The sequence below is a fragment of the Pseudoxanthomonas sp. CF125 genome (assembly GCF_900104085.1).
Lineage (GTDB): Bacteria > Pseudomonadota > Gammaproteobacteria > Xanthomonadales > Xanthomonadaceae > Pseudoxanthomonas_A.
Genome location: NZ_FNLD01000001.1, coordinates 1,655,649 through 1,670,374, shown reverse-complemented (window position 1 = coordinate 1,670,374; position 14,726 = coordinate 1,655,649). Strand labels below are relative to the sequence as shown.

Here is a 14,726-nt window from a genome sequence, read left to right as displayed (position 1 = left end):
GTCGGGGCTACGCCCCCGACGCACGGAACCCGTCGAAGGCGCCGCCCCGACCTACCGTCTATACTTCTCCCCTATCTAAGGAAAGGGGAGAAACGCATGTTCGAGACAGGTTTTCTGGCCATCGTGCTGCTGGTCGCTGGCGTCATCGTGCTGTTCAAGACGGTGCGCATGGTGCCGCAGGGCTTCGAATGGACGGTCGAGCGCTTCGGCAAGTACACCAGCACCATGTCGCCCGGGCTGCACTTCCTGGTTCCGGTGATGTACGGCGTCGGCCGCAAGGTCAACATGATGGAGCAGGTGTTCGAAGTTCCCTCCCAGGACGTCATCACCAAGGACAACGCCGTGGTGCGCGTGGACGGCGTGGTGTTTTTCCAGGTGCTGGACGCGGCCAAGGCCGCCTATGAAGTGTCCAACCTGGACCAGGCGATGATCGCCCTGGTGCAGACCAACATCCGCACCGTCATCGGTTCGATGGACCTGGACGAGTCGCTGAGCCAGCGCGAGACTATCAACGCCAAGTTGCTGGGCGTGGTCGACCACGCCACCAGCCCGTGGGGCGTGAAGGTCAACCGCATCGAGATCAAGGATATCCAGCCGCCGCAGAACCTGATCCAGTCCATGCAGCAGCAGAAGATGGCCGAACAGAACAAGCGCGCCGCCATTCTGGAAGCCGAAGGCGTGCGCCAGTCCGAGATCCTGCGCGCCGAAGGCGAGAAGCAGGGCGCCATCCTGCAGGCAGAAGGCAAGCGCGAAGCCGCCTACCGCGAAGCCGAGGCCCGCGAGCGTCTGGCCGAAGCCGAAGCCAAGGCGACGCAGATGGTCAGCGACGCGATCGCCAAGGGCGATGTGCAGGCGATCAATTACTTCGTCGCCCAGAAATACGTCGAGGCGTTCCGCGAACTGGCCACCGCACCCAATGCGAAGTTCGTAATGATGCCGATGGAGACCAGCGGCATCATCGGGTCGATAGCGGGCATCGCCGAGCTGGCGAAGGAGTCGCTTGAAAAGCAGCAGGCCAAGATCGCCGGCAAGCCGCCGGCCCTGCGCTGAGCCATCCGGGCCAAGGAGAACGCCATGCGTTGGGACGTAGTTAGCTGGGCAGCCATCGCGCTGCTGTTGTTCGCCGCCGAGGCGATGGCGCCGGGCGCGTTCATGCTGTGGATGGGCTTCGCTGCCACGGTGGTGTTCGTGGGCGTGCTGCTGATCCCGGGTGTGCCGGTGCTGGCGCAGGTGGCGGCCTTCGTCGTGCTGAGTTTCGTTTCCATCCAGATCTACCGCCGCTGGTTCCGCAAGAACGAGCCGCAGAGCGACCGGCCGCACCTCAACCAGCGCGCCAACACGCTGGTCGGGCATGTGGCCAAACTGGACCAGGCCATCGTCAACGGCCGCGGGCGGGTGCAGATCGCCGACGCGTTCTGGGTGGTGGAAGGCTCCGATCTTCCCGCCGGCACTCCCGTGCGGGTCGTCGCGGTGGACGGCATGGTTCTGAAGGTGCAGGAGGCCTGAGCCATGCCTGTCCGGGTCGCCTCGCTGGTGCTTGCGATGCTGCCGATGGCCGCCGGTGCGGTCGAGCTGATCGGCAAGACCATGCCGCCATATCCGCCGGGCTTGCGGGATATCGGTGGCTCATGTCTTTCCGATTCGGCCGATCCGGCGCACGTGTGCGATTTTTCCATCGGTCTGCTGGCCGACGCGGATACCGACCCCGACGCCGAACCCGTGCCGCGCTACGTTGTTGCCGGCCGCATGGCCGGCCGCGAAGGCCCACTGGCGTTATGGAAGATCACCGATGCGCAGACCTATCCCAAGGTGGAGAAGGGATATTTCTGGCAAGCCGGCAGCTGCCGCGTGGACAAGGTGGACGACGCCAAGATCATTGCGGTGGTCCGGCAGGGCACCGAAGAGGAATACCTGACCGACGTCGCCTGGGCCAGGCGCCTGGATCTGAAAAGCGGAAAGTTCTCCGTACTCGACCCCGCGCACGTCGATTGCGTCAACGAAGGCTACGGCGAGCCGTAATCGCGACGCAATGGTGGAGCGGCAGTGGGAGCAGTGGTGGGAGTGGCGGTGGCGGTGGGAGCGGCGTCGCGCCGCGAGCTCTTCGTTCCTGCGCTCTCTGCTTCGATGCCCCCAAGAGCAAAAGCTCGCGGCGGGACGCCGCTCCCACCGCCGCTCCCACTTGCCGCTCCCGTCGCCGCTTCGGTGCACCGCTCCTCGTGCCTGCCTCTTCTGGGATAATGGCGATCTTTCGCAAGGCGCCGGCCATGACCCAGAAGACCATCCTCAACGACACCCATCGCGCGCTCGGCGCCAAGATGGTCGACTTCGGCGGCTGGGACATGCCGATCCACTACGGTTCGCAGATCGACGAACACCACCTGGTGCGCAACGACGCCGGCATGTTCGACGTCAGCCACATGACCGTGGTCGATCTGCGCGGGCCGCGCACCCGGGAGTTCCTGCGCTACCTGGTCGCCAATTCGGTAGACAAGCTGAAGAAGCCGGGCAAGGCGCTGTATACCGCGATGCTGGACGAACGGGCCGGCGTCATCGACGACCTGATCGTCTATTTCATGGCCGAGGATTTCTTCCGCCTGGTGGTCAACGCCGCCACCCGCGACAAGGATCTGGCCTGGATCCAGAAGCAGGCCCAGGCCTTCCAGGTGCAAGTGCAGGAGCGCCCGGAGTTCGCCATGATCGCCGTGCAGGGACCGACCGCGCGTGCGCGCGTGATCGGCCTGCTGCGCGAGGCGGACCGTGCCGCCGCCGACAAGCTGGCCCGCTTCGCGGCGGTCGAGGCGCACACCACCGACGGCGTGCCGTTGTTCGTCGCACGCACCGGCTACACCGGCGAGGACGGGTACGAGATCGTGCTGCCGCAGGAACATGCGGTCGCCTTCTGGAATGCCCTGCTGGCTGCAGGAGTGAAACCGGCCGGCCTGGGCGCACGCGACACCTTGCGTCTGGAAGCGGGCATGAACCTGTATGGACAGGACATGGACGAGACCACCACGCCTTACGAAGCAGCGCTTGCATGGACCGTCGCGCTGGACCAGGGCGACGATTCGAAGCCGCGCGATTTCATCGGCCGTGCCGCGCTGGAGTCGCAAGCCGCCGCCGGCGCGCCACGCCAGCTGATCGGCCTGGTGATGGACGAGAAAGGCGTGCTGCGCCATGGCCAGAAAGTGCTGACCGCCGGCGGCGAAGGCGAAATCCTGTCGGGCACTTTCTCGCCGACGCTGGGCAAGGCCATCGCCTTCGCGCGCGTGCCGGCCGGCGACATTCCGCTGGGAGTGGGGGGCGCCGTGCGCGTGGACATCCGCGGCCGCGAGGTGCCGGTGCGGGTGGTGAAATTCCCGTTCGTCCGCGAAGGCCAGGCGCAACCCGGCGTGCTGGAATGAAGGCACGCGCTTGTTGTCCACTGACCGAATTCCTTCGCTAAACTAGCGCCACCCGCCCACCCTCAACCCGATCCCCCGGAGCAGCAACATGAGCGAGATCCCAGGCGACCTCAAATTCCTCAAGTCCCACGAGTGGGCACGCGTTGAAGGCAGCGGCCGCGTCACCGTTGGTATTTCGGACCATGCGCAAGGACTGCTCGGCGACCTGGTCTATGTCGAACTGCCGAACGTCGGCGACCGCGTAGAAGCCGGCAACGCCGCTGCGGTGGTGGAGTCGGTGAAGGCGGCCTCGGACGTCTACAGCCCGCTTACCGGTACGGTGGTCGAAGTGAATTCGGACCTGGCCGACAAGCCGGAGACGATCAATGAAGATGCCTACGGCGAAGGCTGGATCTACGTGCTGGAGATCGAAGAGCCCGACCAGTTGAACGACCTGTTGGCGCCCGACGACTACGCCGAACTGCTGGAGGACGAGGATCACTGATCCGGTCCCGCCCGCTTCCAGCACCCGCTACTGGCCGCCATGTGCGGCCGGTTTGCTTTTGGGGGATCCGTTATTTGCCGGGAGCGGAGACCCTCCATCGCGTGCCGACGAATGGCGTACGAGCGGTCGGCCGAGTTGTTCGTCACTCCGTTGCGGAACCGGAAGCGGGAGTTTTCCTGCGCTGGCAGGAATCGGAATCCGGCGATCGCGATGCGGATGCACGAACGTCGCCGGTCGTCTTCGAGGTCGCGGCCGCGACCTTCGACAGCCGAAAAAGTTTGCGCAAATCCGCGCATTTGGACTTCTGCGAGGCCCGAACGAGCGGTTCGCCGCAATGCCGCAGGCGCTTCCGTTTATTCCTCAGCAGGCGTCGCATCGACGCAATGGCGCGGCGTGGATCGCGAGCGCGTATCCGACGACGCGAAAGCGCTGCTGCAAAAAAACCGCATTAAACGCGGCGTTTTTGAATGCAGCGCGCTTGCGATGCGAAAGCCGGCGTGCTCGCGTCGGCGCGATGCGCGCAAGCTCTCGGTCCGGGCGGCGGGATCGCGGTCGGGGCGGGGGCGAAAATATTTTTGCAAAACTGTTGACACATCGAAAAAGCGTGATTAGGTTTCGCCCCAGCAGACGTTTCCTGCGGAAGCAAGTGAGCCGATCATCGCGACAATAAGCAAAACAAAACGGCCCCCCACCCGCGCCCTCGGCATGACGGACGCAGGCTTCGCTTCCCCGACGAAAACGCAGACCCCTTCCCGATACCGCACCCGCGCCGTATGCGACGCGGGTGTTTTTTCATCCGCGCCGACCGGCGCGAACAGGCACGGCCGTTCCCTGGCCGGGCTTGCCACCATCCGTTCCGACGCGCCTGGCGCGACGGCGGCTGCCTGCGGGTCCGACTCCCGCGGCGTTCCATTGCAACTGGGCTTTGTAAACGGATTCACCAATCCATAGTTCACTGACGAGGAGCCATAACATGGCAACGAAGAAAGCTGCTAAGAAAAAACCCGCCAAGAAAGCCGCCAAGAAATCGGCAGCCAAGAAGGCCGTGAAGAAGACCGTAAAGAAGGCCGCCAAGAAAGTAGCCAAGAAGCGTCCGGCTAAGAAGGCTGCCAAGAAAGTAGCGAAGAAGGCCGCCAAGAAAGTAGCCAAGAAGAAGCCGGCTAAGAAGGCAGCCAAGAAGACCGCTAAGAAAGCCGCCAAGAAAGTAGCCAAGAAAGTAGCCAAGAAAAAGCCAGCCAAAAAGGCCGCTAAAAAGGCTGCCAAGAAAGTAGCCAAGAAGCCAGCCAAAAAGGCCGCCAAGAAAGCTACCAAGAAGGCTGCCAAGAAGAAGCCTGCTAAGAAAGCCGCCAAGAAGCCTGCCAAAAAGGCAAAGAAAAAGGCTCCGGTAGCGCTGCCGCCAACCCCGGCTCCGCTGATCTAAAAAAAGAAATCCCGATTACCTGTAAACCATAGAACTCTCTCCCCGGCGCCCAGCGGGGAGGGAGTTTTTTTATGCGCCAGGGTGTAGCCTTCCTCTGAACCGAGGAGAGCGTGCATGAAAATCCTGAAGTGGCTTTTGTGGGCGGTGGTGGTGCTGGCGGTGCTGATCGGCGGAGGCGGGCTGCTCTTTCCGGCCACTTCCCACCTGGAGCGGTCGACCTTCATCCAGCGTCCTCCCGCAGAGGTATTCGCCACCCTCAATTCCTTTGGCCGCTTCAACGAGTGGTCGCCCTGGTTCGAAATCGACCCCACCGCCAAGTACACCTATAGCGGTCCGGCATCGGGCGTCGGCGCCAAGATGGCCTGGGTGGGAAACAGTTCGGTCGGCAGCGGCAGCCAGGAAATCATCGAGAGCGTGCCGGACGGCAGGATCGTCAATGCGCTGGACTTCGGCGGCAGCAAAGCCAAGGCGACCTTTCAGCTGACTCCGGACGGCAATGGAACCCAGGTGACCTGGTCGCTGGACAGCGAACATGGCTACAACCCGATCAATCGCCTGTTTGGCGCATTGCTGCTCGACCGCATGGTCGGCAAGGATTACGAAAAGGGACTGGCCAAACTGAAGGGCGTGCTGGAAAGCGGTCCGCGTTGAGGGGGGAGCCTTGTCCGCATCCGGCGATGCATGCCGGAGAGCGGATACCCGCTTACTGATGCCGCTTACTTGGGCGAAGCCGAAGCCTTGGTCGAAGAGCTGCCGCTTTCGTTGGCGGGGGTATCGGCCGATTCGGCCATCAGCAGGTCGTTGCCGATCGGCATATCCAGCCATTGCTGCGCAGGCAAACCCATCGCACGGTCCAGGATGGTGGGCAACAGTCCTGAGGGCACGCTGCTGTCGCTGTTCCACAGGATGGCGATGCCCAGGTCGCGTTCCGGCACCAACGCCACCAGGCCCCGGTAGCCCTGCACGGCGCCGGCATGGAATACCACCTGATGCCCGGCATAGTCGAACACGCGCCACCCCAGCGCATAGCTGGCCGAGTACACCCGTTCGCGACGCCAGCCGGCGCGCATTTCGCCCGGTGTGCTGATCAGCGGCGCATGCAAGGTCGCCAGCAACGGCGCGGGCAACACGTCGGGACGATGTCCCGTCTGCGCGATCAGCCATTGCGCCATGTCGCTTGCGCTGGCATTGACGCCGGCCGCCGGCGGAAGCTTGTAGTAAGTCGGCTTGGGCATAAGCGACACCCAGCCGTTGCGGCTGCGCACGTGCGGACGCGCCCAGCGCGGGCTGCTTTCGATCCCGGTCAGGCCGATGCTGGCGTCGTTCATACCTAGCGGTTTGAAGATGCGCCGATCCACCGCCTGGTCGTAGAAGCTGCCGGTAGCTGCGAACACCACATCGCCGATCAGGCTGAAGGCGACGTTCTGATAGGCATAGCATTGCCCCGGCGCGCAATCGAGCGGCGCGGAGGCCAGCTTGCGGGAGACGCCGTAATAGTCGGCGTTGGATTCGATGTCGCGGTCGAAGGCATTGTGGGCGTGCAGGCCGACGCGATGGCTGAGCAGGTCGGCCACGGTGACGCGCTGCGTCGCCAGCGGATCGCTGAGTTGGAAGTCGGGTACGTAATCGGTGACTTTGCTGTCCCAGCGCAGAGAGCCGTCGTTGACCAGCAGGCCGGTCATGGTGCCGGCGAAGGCCTTTGACAATGAGGCCAAGCGGAAAACGGTATGGCCATCCACTAGTTGCGGCTCGGTCACATCGGTCACACCATAGCCGCGCGCACTGAGCACGCGTCCGTTCTGCACGATGGCCATGGCAAGGCCGGGGACACGCTCGCCCACGGTCAGTGAGTTGGCCATGTTTTCGAATGCCGCCACATCGAAGCCCTGTGCCAGCGGCATCAAGCGCTGGCTGGCCAGGCTGGTGCGGTACGCCTGCGGTTGCGCGGGCGATCGATACTGCGGGGCGGCGACGGGGCTGGGGGTAGTGCTGGCAGTCTGGTTCCAGCGGAGCGGAGTCTGCGCGGTGGAGGAAAGCGTCAACGGCAGCAGCAGGCCCAGCAGTCCGATGCGGATGGACCTTGCAGGCCGCGAATTGCTGTTGTCTTTCATCGTGTGTCGCGCCTGCGTAAGCTGTCTCTGTCCCGGATAATAGCGCCGGTTTTTGCAATTGCACAAACGGGGAGAAGTTCGATGACCATCTTGTTCATATTGTTGGTGATTGTAGGCCTGGCAGTGGTGGTCGGCTTGTGGGGCGTTGGCATTTACAACGGGTTGGTCACTGCCCGCAACGCGTTCAAGAACGCGTTCGCGCAGATCGACGTTCAGCTTCAGCGCCGCTTCGATCTGATTCCCAACCTGGTGGAGACGGCCAAGGGCTATATGAGCCATGAGCGCGAGACGCTGGAAGCGGTCGTTGCCGCACGCTCCGCCGCGCAATCGGGTCTTTCGGCGGCCAAGGCCAATCCCGGCGATCCGGCGGCGATGGCGCAGTTGGCCGCGGCGCAGGGGCAGCTGAATGCGGGGCTGGGGCGGTTGCTGGCGGTGGCCGAGGCCTATCCGGATCTGAAGGCCAATCAGAACATGATGCAGCTCACCGAGGAGCTGACCACTACCGAGAACAAGGTGGCGTTCGCGCGACAGGCGTACAACGATTCTGTGATGGCGTTCAACAATAAGCGCGAGGTGTTTCCGTCCAGCTTGCTGGCGGGGATGTTCAATTTCGCGCCGGCGGCGCTGCTGGATATCCCGGCGGACAAGGCCGAAGTGCGCGAAGCGCCGAAGGTGCAGTTCTGAGTTCTTCGCGCTGACTTTAGTTTGCCAACCCTTCCCCCGTTTACGGGGGAAGGTGCCGAAGGCGGATGGGGGCGCTCTTGGCGCGGCGCATCCGATCAAAGGGAAAGCGTTTCGCGCCCAGGCGCAACCGTAGGAAATAAAGCAGTAGCCCTTCCCCTGCTTGCGGGGGAAGAGCCTGCCCCGTACTTGATACGGGGTGCCGAAGGCGGATGGGGGCGCTTTTGGCGCGGGCCATCCGATCAGAGCAAAAGCGTTTCGCGCGTTGCGCGAGTCACTTTTCTTTGAACGGCAAAGAAAAGTAACCAAAAGAAAGCCGCCCTAACGCCGCGCCCGGCGATGAAGCCGCCGGGTCCGCAAGTGGCGCAGGAATTTCCGTAAGGCGCATCCTGCGCCTCCGGAAACGGCGCACATCCTTGTGCGCCGCCCCTGCGGGGTTTACCTGCGCCACTTGCCGCTGCTCACGGGGATTGGGTCCAAAGCAAAGCAAAAAAGCGGAAAGCGGAAAGCGGAAAGCGGAAAGCCGAAAGCCGAAAGCGAAATCCGGCACCAATCGCGAACCAACAGGGCATCATTCCCTCTATGAACTTCTTCGAGCACCAGGCCAAGGCACGCAGCAGTTCCACCCGTATGGTGGTTCTGTTCGCGCTGGCGGCGGGCGGGATCGTGTTGGCGGTGGATCTGGCGGTGCTGGTGTTGTTGGGGACGCAAGTGGAGGGCGTTGGCGGCATTGCGGTGTTGTTGTTCATCGCCACGGTCGGTACGTTGCTGGTGATCGGTCTGGGTTCGATGTACCGCATGGCTTCGCTGCGCGGCGGTGGCGAATCGGTCGCGCTGCAGATGGGCGCCACCGAGGTGCCCGCCAACACCGCGGACTTCCAGCTGCGACGCCTGCGTAACGTAGTGGAGGAGATCGCCATCGCTTCCGGCGTGCCCGTGCCCAAGCTCTATGTGATGGAGCACGAGGCCGCCATCAATGCGTTCGCCGCCGGCTATTCGCCTTCGGACGCCGCCATCGCGGTCACCCGCGGTGCGTTGGATCGGCTCAACCGCAATGAGCTGCAGGGCGTGATCGCGCACGAGTTCAGCCACATCCTCAACGGCGACATGCGTCTCAACATCCGCCTGATGGGGACCTTGTTCGGCATCATGATGCTGAGCATCATCGGCCAGCGCGTGCTCATCTATGGCCGTGGCGGCGGCAAGAACGGCGGCGCGATCCTGGGCGTGGCGCTGGTCGCGCTGATCGTCGGCAGCATCGGCGCGTTCTTCGGGCGCATGATCAAGGCCGGGGTCAGCCGCCAGCGCGAATTGCTGGCCGACGCCTCGGCGGTGCAGTTCACGCGCCAGACCGAGGGGCTGGCGGGCGCGTTGAAGAAGATCGGCGGTCTGCACGAGGGTTCGCAACTCACCGACAAGGCCAAGGCCGAGGAAGTCAGCCACATGCTGTTCGGCGAGGGGCTGTCGATGTCCGGCCTGTTCGCCACCCATCCGCCGCTGGTGGAGCGCATCCGCCTGCTGGATCCGTCTTTCAACGAACAGCAATTGCAACAACTCGCGACGCGCTGGATGGCCGCGCCGCCCGACGGCATGCAGGAGGACCTGGCACTGGGTCTGGCCGCCGCCCCGCCGCCGCTGCCGCCGCTGGCACGGGAAATCAGCGTCACCCCGCCGATGATCGTCGCGCAGGTGGGCCTGCCTGCCGAGGATGACTACCGCCGCGCGGACAGCATCGCGCAATCGTTGGCGCCGGAGCTGCGCCAGTTGGCGGCGCAGCGCGAAGGCGTCATGCCGTTGCTGCTGGGCCTGTTGGTCGACGACAACCCCGCCATCGCCGCCAACCAGCGCATCGAGGTAGCCGCGCGGCTGGGCGAAGCGATCGCCACGCAAGCCTGGTCGCTGCGCACCCAGCAGCTAGCGTCCCTGCACCCGATGCTGCGGCTGCCGCTGGCGTCGCTGGCTTTTCCGGTCCTGCGTCTGCGCCCGCGGCTGGAACTCGACGCCTTCCTCGCCGCCGTTCATGCCATGGTGCATGCGGACGGCAAGGTCTCCTTGTTCGAATACTGCCTGGGCAAGCTGCTGGAAGTGCAGGTACGCGAATCGCTGGATCCCGCGCGTTATGCGCGCTTCGGCCGGCGCAAGCCCGGCAACGTAAAGCAGGAATTCGCGACCTTGCTGGCGGTGGTCGCGCAGTCCGGTAACGACGATCCCACCACTGCGCAACACGCTTACCTGAGCGGGCTGCAGCGGGTACTGCCGCGCGATCATCTTCCTTATGCGCCGCCACCCGAAGGCGTGCTGGCGCTGGAGAGCGTGTGGGAAGGACTGGATGCGCTGGACCCGCTGGCCAAACAAGTGATGGTGGAAGCCATCACCGCCGCGATCAGTCACGACGGCCGGGTCAGCGTGACCGAATCGGAACTGCTGCGCACGATCTGCGGCGTGCTGCATTGCCCGTTGCCGGCGATGCTCGAACGCGGATGAGACCAAACTCCGCGACCGACCAAAGTCGTGATGACTCGATGGCCGATGCGAACGATGATGCGCATCGGCGCATAGCGGATATCCAATGAGCAATTCCCCATCGGCCACCCGGAGCAGCAGCGGCCTGTCCGTGCTCGGAGTGGCGTTCGTCGTCGTCTGGTGCACCGGTTATATCGCCGGCAAGTTGATGCTGGACCATGCGGCACCCTTCACCGCACTGATATGGCGTTTCGGATTGGCCGGACTGGTGTTCGCCGTGTTCGCGCTCGTGGCGGGAGCTCGCGGCGGCGGTCGCGATGTGCTGCACAGCATGGTCGCCGGTATGCTGATGCTGTCCATGCAGTTCGGCGGCGTCTACCTGGCCATGGGCTGGGGCGCGAGCGCCGGGGTGACGGCACTGGTGATCGGCATCATGCCGCTGCTGGTGGCGTTCCTGGCCATGCTTGCGGGCAGCGAGCGGTTGGGTCCTGCGCAGTGGTGCGGCTTGCTGCTGGGCTTTGCCGGCGTGTTGCTGGTAGTGGCCGACCGCGTGGATGGCGTGACCCCTGTGCGGGCCTGGATCGCATTGGCGGTGGGCCTGGTGGGCATCAGCATGGGAACGCTGTACCAGAAGCGCTATTCGTCGAAGATCGATCTGCGCCTGGGCCTGGCTATACAGAACGGCGTGGCCACGCTGGCGTTGCTGCCCTTGGCCCTGGCCGAAGGGTTCCGCTACGAAGCCAGCATGGCGTTCTACCAACCATTGGCCTGGACGGTGCTGGTCAACTCGGTCGGCGGATTCGCATTGCTGTTCCTGCTGATCCGCCGCGATGCGGCGACCGGGGTGGCCGCATTGTTCTTCCTGATGCCGCCGGTCACCGCGGTGTTCGGGCATCTGCTGCTCGGAGAGCATCTGACGCTGCTGAAGATCGGCGGCTTCTTGTTGGCGACGGTGGGCGTGTGGCTGGCTACCCGGACTTCCAGCCCGGTGCCTTCGACCGGGTGAACCGGCCAAATGGGATCAACCCAGCACGGTTTTGCCCAGAATCAGATCCGAAGCACGCTCGGCGATCATGATGGTCGGCGCGTTGGTATTGCCGCCGATCAGCGACGGCATCACCGAGGCATCGACCACGCGCAGGCCTTCCACGCCGTTGACCCGCAACTGACTGTCGACCACGGCGGTCTCGTCGCTGCCCATGCGGCAGGTGCCGATCGGGTGGTAGACGGTTTCGGCCTTGGCGCGGATGAATGCCACCAGTTCGCTGTCGGTCAGGTCGTTGCGCGGCGGCTGGATCGGCGCGCCGCGGTAGGCGTCGAAGGCCTTCTGGGCGAACAGTTCGCGCGACAGCTTGGCGCACTCCAGCATCATCTTCAGGTCGAAGCCTTCCTCATCGCTCAGGTAATTCGCTTCGATGCGCGCGTCGGCACGTGGATCGGAGCTGTTGAGCGCGATGCGGCCGCGGCTGCGCGGACGCAGGAAACAGGCGTGCAGGGTGTAGCCGTCGCCCTTGAGGCGGTTGCGGCCGTGGTCGTCCAGCATCGCCGGGACGAAATGCAGCTGGATGTCGGCGCGGGCGTCTGGCGCCAGCGACGAACGCAGGAAGCCGCCGGCTTCGGCGATATTGCTGCTGCCCGGACCGCTGTGGTGCTTCAGGTAGTAGTGGTAGGCGATCGCCAGGTCACCCACGCGGTCGTAGGTCACGCGCTGGGTGGAATGTTGCAGCGTGCAGATGTCCAGGTGATCCTGCAGGTTGCGGCCGACGTAAGGCGAGTCCACGGCCACGGCGATGCCGTGTTGCTGCAGATGATCGGCCGGGCCGATGCCCGACAGCATCAGCAGTTGCGGCGAATTGATCGCGCCGCCGCTCAGCAGCACTTCGCGTTCGGCGCGCGCCTGGATTTCCTGACCGCCGCTGGCATAAGCCACGCCGACGGCGCGGCCGTTCTCCAGCAGGATGCGCCGCACCAGCGCGCCGGTCATCACGTCCAGGTTGGATCGGGACTTGGCCGGTTGCAGATACGCCACGGCCGACGAGCAGCGCGCGCCGTCCTTCTGGGTGACCTGGTACAGGCCCACGCCGGATTGCTCTGGGCCGTTGAAGTCGTGGTTGTGGCGGAAGCCCGCCTGCTGCCCTGCTTCGATGAACACTGACGATAGTGGGTTCGTATAGCGCAGGTCCGAAACGTACAACGGGCCGTCGCTGCCGTGCAGCGTGTCGCCGCCGCGCGAGTTGCGTTCGGAGCGCTTGAAGTAGGGCAGCGCGCTGTTCCAGTCCCAGCCTTCGGCGCCGCCGTTGGCCCAGTCGTCGTAGTCGCCGGCCACGCCGCGGATGTAGCACATGGCGTTGATCGAGCTGGAGCCGCCCAGCACCTTGCCGCGCGGCCACCACAGGCGGCGGTTGTCCAGGTACGGCTCGGGCGCGGTGTCGTAATTCCAGTTCACGCCTTTCTGCCCGACCAGCTTGGCCAAGCCGGCGGGCATGTGGATGAAGGGGTGCCAGTCGCGGGGGCCGGCTTCCAGCAGCAGCACTTTGACGGCGGGGTCTTCGGAAAGGCGGTTGGCCAGCACGCAGCCGGCGGAGCCGGCGCCAATGATGATGTAGTCGTACACGCGCAAGCCTGCTGCAGAAGTCCGGCGAAGCTAGCCGCCGGAGGTAGAGCAAATGCTCTGCGCGCGGCCATGGCGCCTAAGCGACTGAAAGCTGGTGGGGATAGGGCTTTCCAACGCTGGCGATGTTGCAGTGCATCGGATACCGTGCGCGCTGGCGTGGCGGTAAAGGACAGGAACGGGGTCATGCAGCCGAACCAGGGGCGCATCCACATGGGCGAATGGCGCGGCGTCGCTATTTCGTTCGTCTATTTCTTCTGCGTGCTGGCCGCCTATTACATGATCCGCCCGGTGCGGGAACAGCTGTCGTCCGCGGTCGGTTCGACCCAGTTGCCCTGGTTCTACGCCGCGACCTTCATCGCCACGCTGGTGTTGACGCCGGTGTTCGCCGCGCTGGCTTCGCGCTGGCCGCGCCGGGTGCTGGTGCCAGTGGTGTACGTATTCTTCATTGCCTGCCTGCTGGCCTTCATGCCGGCCTTCACCCACACCGGCCTGCTCAGCCCGCGCGTGCTGGGCATGGTGTTCTTCGTCTGGGTCAGCGTGTTCAACCTGATCGTGGTATCGGTGTTCTGGATTTTCATGTCCGACATCTGGAGCCTGGACCAGTCCAAGCGCCTGTTTCCCATCATCGCCGTCGCCGGCACGCTGGGTGCGCTCGCCGGGCCGGCGCTGACCCGCTCGCTGGTCAGCGTGATCGGCGTGGCGCCGTTGCTGCTGATATCGGCCAGCCTGCTGGGCATCGCCACGGTCTGCGTGATGCTGCTGAACCGCTGGGCGCGCGTGCACGGCGCGCGCCGGCATGAAGCCGGTCACGAGGACGCGGTAGGCGGCGGCATGTGGGATGGTCTGAAGCAGATCTTCGCCGACCCGTTCATACGCGGCATGGCCGTTCTGCTGCTGCTGGCCGACGGCATCGGCACGGTCAACTACGCGCTAATGATCGATTACTCCGGCGCGACCTTCGCCGACGCGGCGGCGCGCACGCGCTTCCACGCCGACGTGGATCTGGTCGCGAACCTGCTGACCGTGATCGTGCAGGTCACCTTGACCCGCTGGCTGTTGCCGTTGCGCGGTCCGGGCGCGGTGATCATGCTCTGGGCGCTGGTCAGCATCGCCGTGCTGCTGGTGGTGGTGTTCTCGCCGGATCCGCATGCGCCGCTGTTCACCCTGCCGTTGCTGCTCGGACCGGTGGCGCCGACCGTGCTGGCCCTGATCGTCAGTCGCGGCCTGGCCTACGGCATGGCCGAGCCGGCGCGGCACAGCCTGTACACCCGTGTGCCGCGCAACGTGCGCTACAAGGGCCAGGACGCGGTCGACACCGCGGTCTGGCGTTTCGGCGACTTGGCCATCGCGACCGGCATGAACGGTCTGAAGTCGCTGGGCATGACGGTCGGCGGCTTCGCGGGGCTGAGCGCGCTGGCTGCATTCGCCGCGGCGGGAGTCGGTTGGCGCTTGTGGAAGCGGGTGGAAAAGGTGGGGGAAACAGTGCCCGTGCAGGCAGAAGCTGGCAAATGATCCGTTCGTGGTGAGCCCCGGACCTGATCCGGAACTCACC

Annotated in this window: 13 protein-coding genes; 11 read left to right on the top strand and 2 right to left on the bottom strand. The window is 64.7% G+C overall.

Annotated features, from left to right (window positions below; genetic code table 11):
* The first annotated feature begins 96 nt into the window (after nucleotides 1-96).
* From BLR66_RS07595 to BLR66_RS07565, 7 genes are all read left to right on the top strand, one after another.
* Nucleotides 97-1,050 (top strand): SPFH domain-containing protein, encoded by a 954-nt coding sequence (locus BLR66_RS07595; RefSeq protein WP_093282560.1) that lies wholly within the window; start codon nucleotides 97-99, stop codon nucleotides 1,048-1,050.
* Nucleotides 1,051-1,074: 24 nt separating this feature from the next.
* Nucleotides 1,075-1,506: an NfeD family protein gene (locus BLR66_RS07590; RefSeq protein WP_093282557.1), complete on the top strand. Its 432-nt coding sequence runs from the start codon at nucleotides 1,075-1,077 to the stop codon at nucleotides 1,504-1,506.
* Between the two features lie 3 nt (nucleotides 1,507-1,509).
* On the top strand, nucleotides 1,510-2,019 hold the full coding sequence (locus tag BLR66_RS07585) for a hypothetical protein (protein WP_093282552.1): 510 nt from the start codon (nucleotides 1,510-1,512) through the stop codon (nucleotides 2,017-2,019).
* Between the two features lie 245 nt (nucleotides 2,020-2,264).
* Nucleotides 2,265-3,401 carry a glycine cleavage system aminomethyltransferase GcvT gene (gcvT, locus tag BLR66_RS07580; RefSeq protein WP_093282542.1) on the top strand — a complete coding sequence of 379 codons (1,137 nt, stop codon included), beginning with the start codon at nucleotides 2,265-2,267 and terminating at the stop codon, nucleotides 3,399-3,401.
* Between the two features lie 88 nt (nucleotides 3,402-3,489).
* Complete coding sequence (gcvH, locus tag BLR66_RS07575; RefSeq protein ID WP_093282538.1) at nucleotides 3,490-3,885, top strand: glycine cleavage system protein GcvH; 396 nt, start codon at nucleotides 3,490-3,492, stop codon at nucleotides 3,883-3,885.
* 973 nt (nucleotides 3,886-4,858) lie between these two features.
* Entirely contained in the window at nucleotides 4,859-5,305 is a 447-nt protein-coding gene (locus tag BLR66_RS07570; RefSeq protein WP_093282533.1) for a hypothetical protein, read from the top strand.
* A 114-nt stretch (nucleotides 5,306-5,419) separates the two neighbouring features.
* The gene (locus tag BLR66_RS07565) at nucleotides 5,420-5,956 is read left to right on the top strand and encodes an SRPBCC family protein (RefSeq protein ID WP_093282528.1); all 537 of its coding nucleotides are present in this window, start codon (nucleotides 5,420-5,422) and stop codon (nucleotides 5,954-5,956) included.
* Nucleotides 5,957-6,021: 65 nt separating this feature from the next.
* Here the strand turns inward: BLR66_RS07565 and BLR66_RS07560 are convergent, their stop codons facing one another.
* A complete protein-coding gene (locus BLR66_RS07560) occupies nucleotides 6,022-7,416 on the bottom strand; it encodes a serine hydrolase domain-containing protein (protein ID WP_093282523.1) in 1,395 nt (464 codons plus the stop codon).
* 81 nt (nucleotides 7,417-7,497) lie between these two features.
* On the opposite strand from BLR66_RS07560, the gene BLR66_RS07555 reads away from it, so the two are divergent.
* From BLR66_RS07555 to BLR66_RS07545, 3 genes are all read left to right on the top strand, one after another.
* The gene (locus BLR66_RS07555; RefSeq protein WP_093282518.1) at nucleotides 7,498-8,100 is read left to right on the top strand and encodes a LemA family protein; all 603 of its coding nucleotides are present in this window, start codon (nucleotides 7,498-7,500) and stop codon (nucleotides 8,098-8,100) included.
* 579 nt (nucleotides 8,101-8,679) lie between these two features.
* Nucleotides 8,680-10,581, top strand: a complete 1,902-nt coding sequence (locus BLR66_RS07550) for a M48 family metallopeptidase (protein ID WP_093282513.1) — start codon at nucleotides 8,680-8,682, stop codon at nucleotides 10,579-10,581.
* An 85-nt stretch (nucleotides 10,582-10,666) separates the two neighbouring features.
* Nucleotides 10,667-11,566: a DMT family transporter gene (locus tag BLR66_RS07545; protein ID WP_093282508.1), complete on the top strand. Its 900-nt coding sequence runs from the start codon at nucleotides 10,667-10,669 to the stop codon at nucleotides 11,564-11,566.
* A gap of 15 nt (nucleotides 11,567-11,581) precedes the next feature.
* Here the strand turns inward: BLR66_RS07545 and BLR66_RS07540 are convergent, their stop codons facing one another.
* Nucleotides 11,582-13,174, bottom strand: coding sequence for a GMC family oxidoreductase (locus BLR66_RS07540; RefSeq protein ID WP_093284520.1), 1,593 nt, complete (start codon nucleotides 13,172-13,174; stop codon nucleotides 11,582-11,584).
* A gap of 183 nt (nucleotides 13,175-13,357) precedes the next feature.
* Here BLR66_RS07540 and BLR66_RS07535 point away from each other — a divergent pair, with 183 nt between their 5' ends.
* Complete coding sequence (locus tag BLR66_RS07535) at nucleotides 13,358-14,686, top strand: NTP/NDP exchange transporter (protein WP_093282504.1); 1,329 nt, start codon at nucleotides 13,358-13,360, stop codon at nucleotides 14,684-14,686.
* The last annotated feature ends 40 nt before the right edge of the window (nucleotides 14,687-14,726 follow it).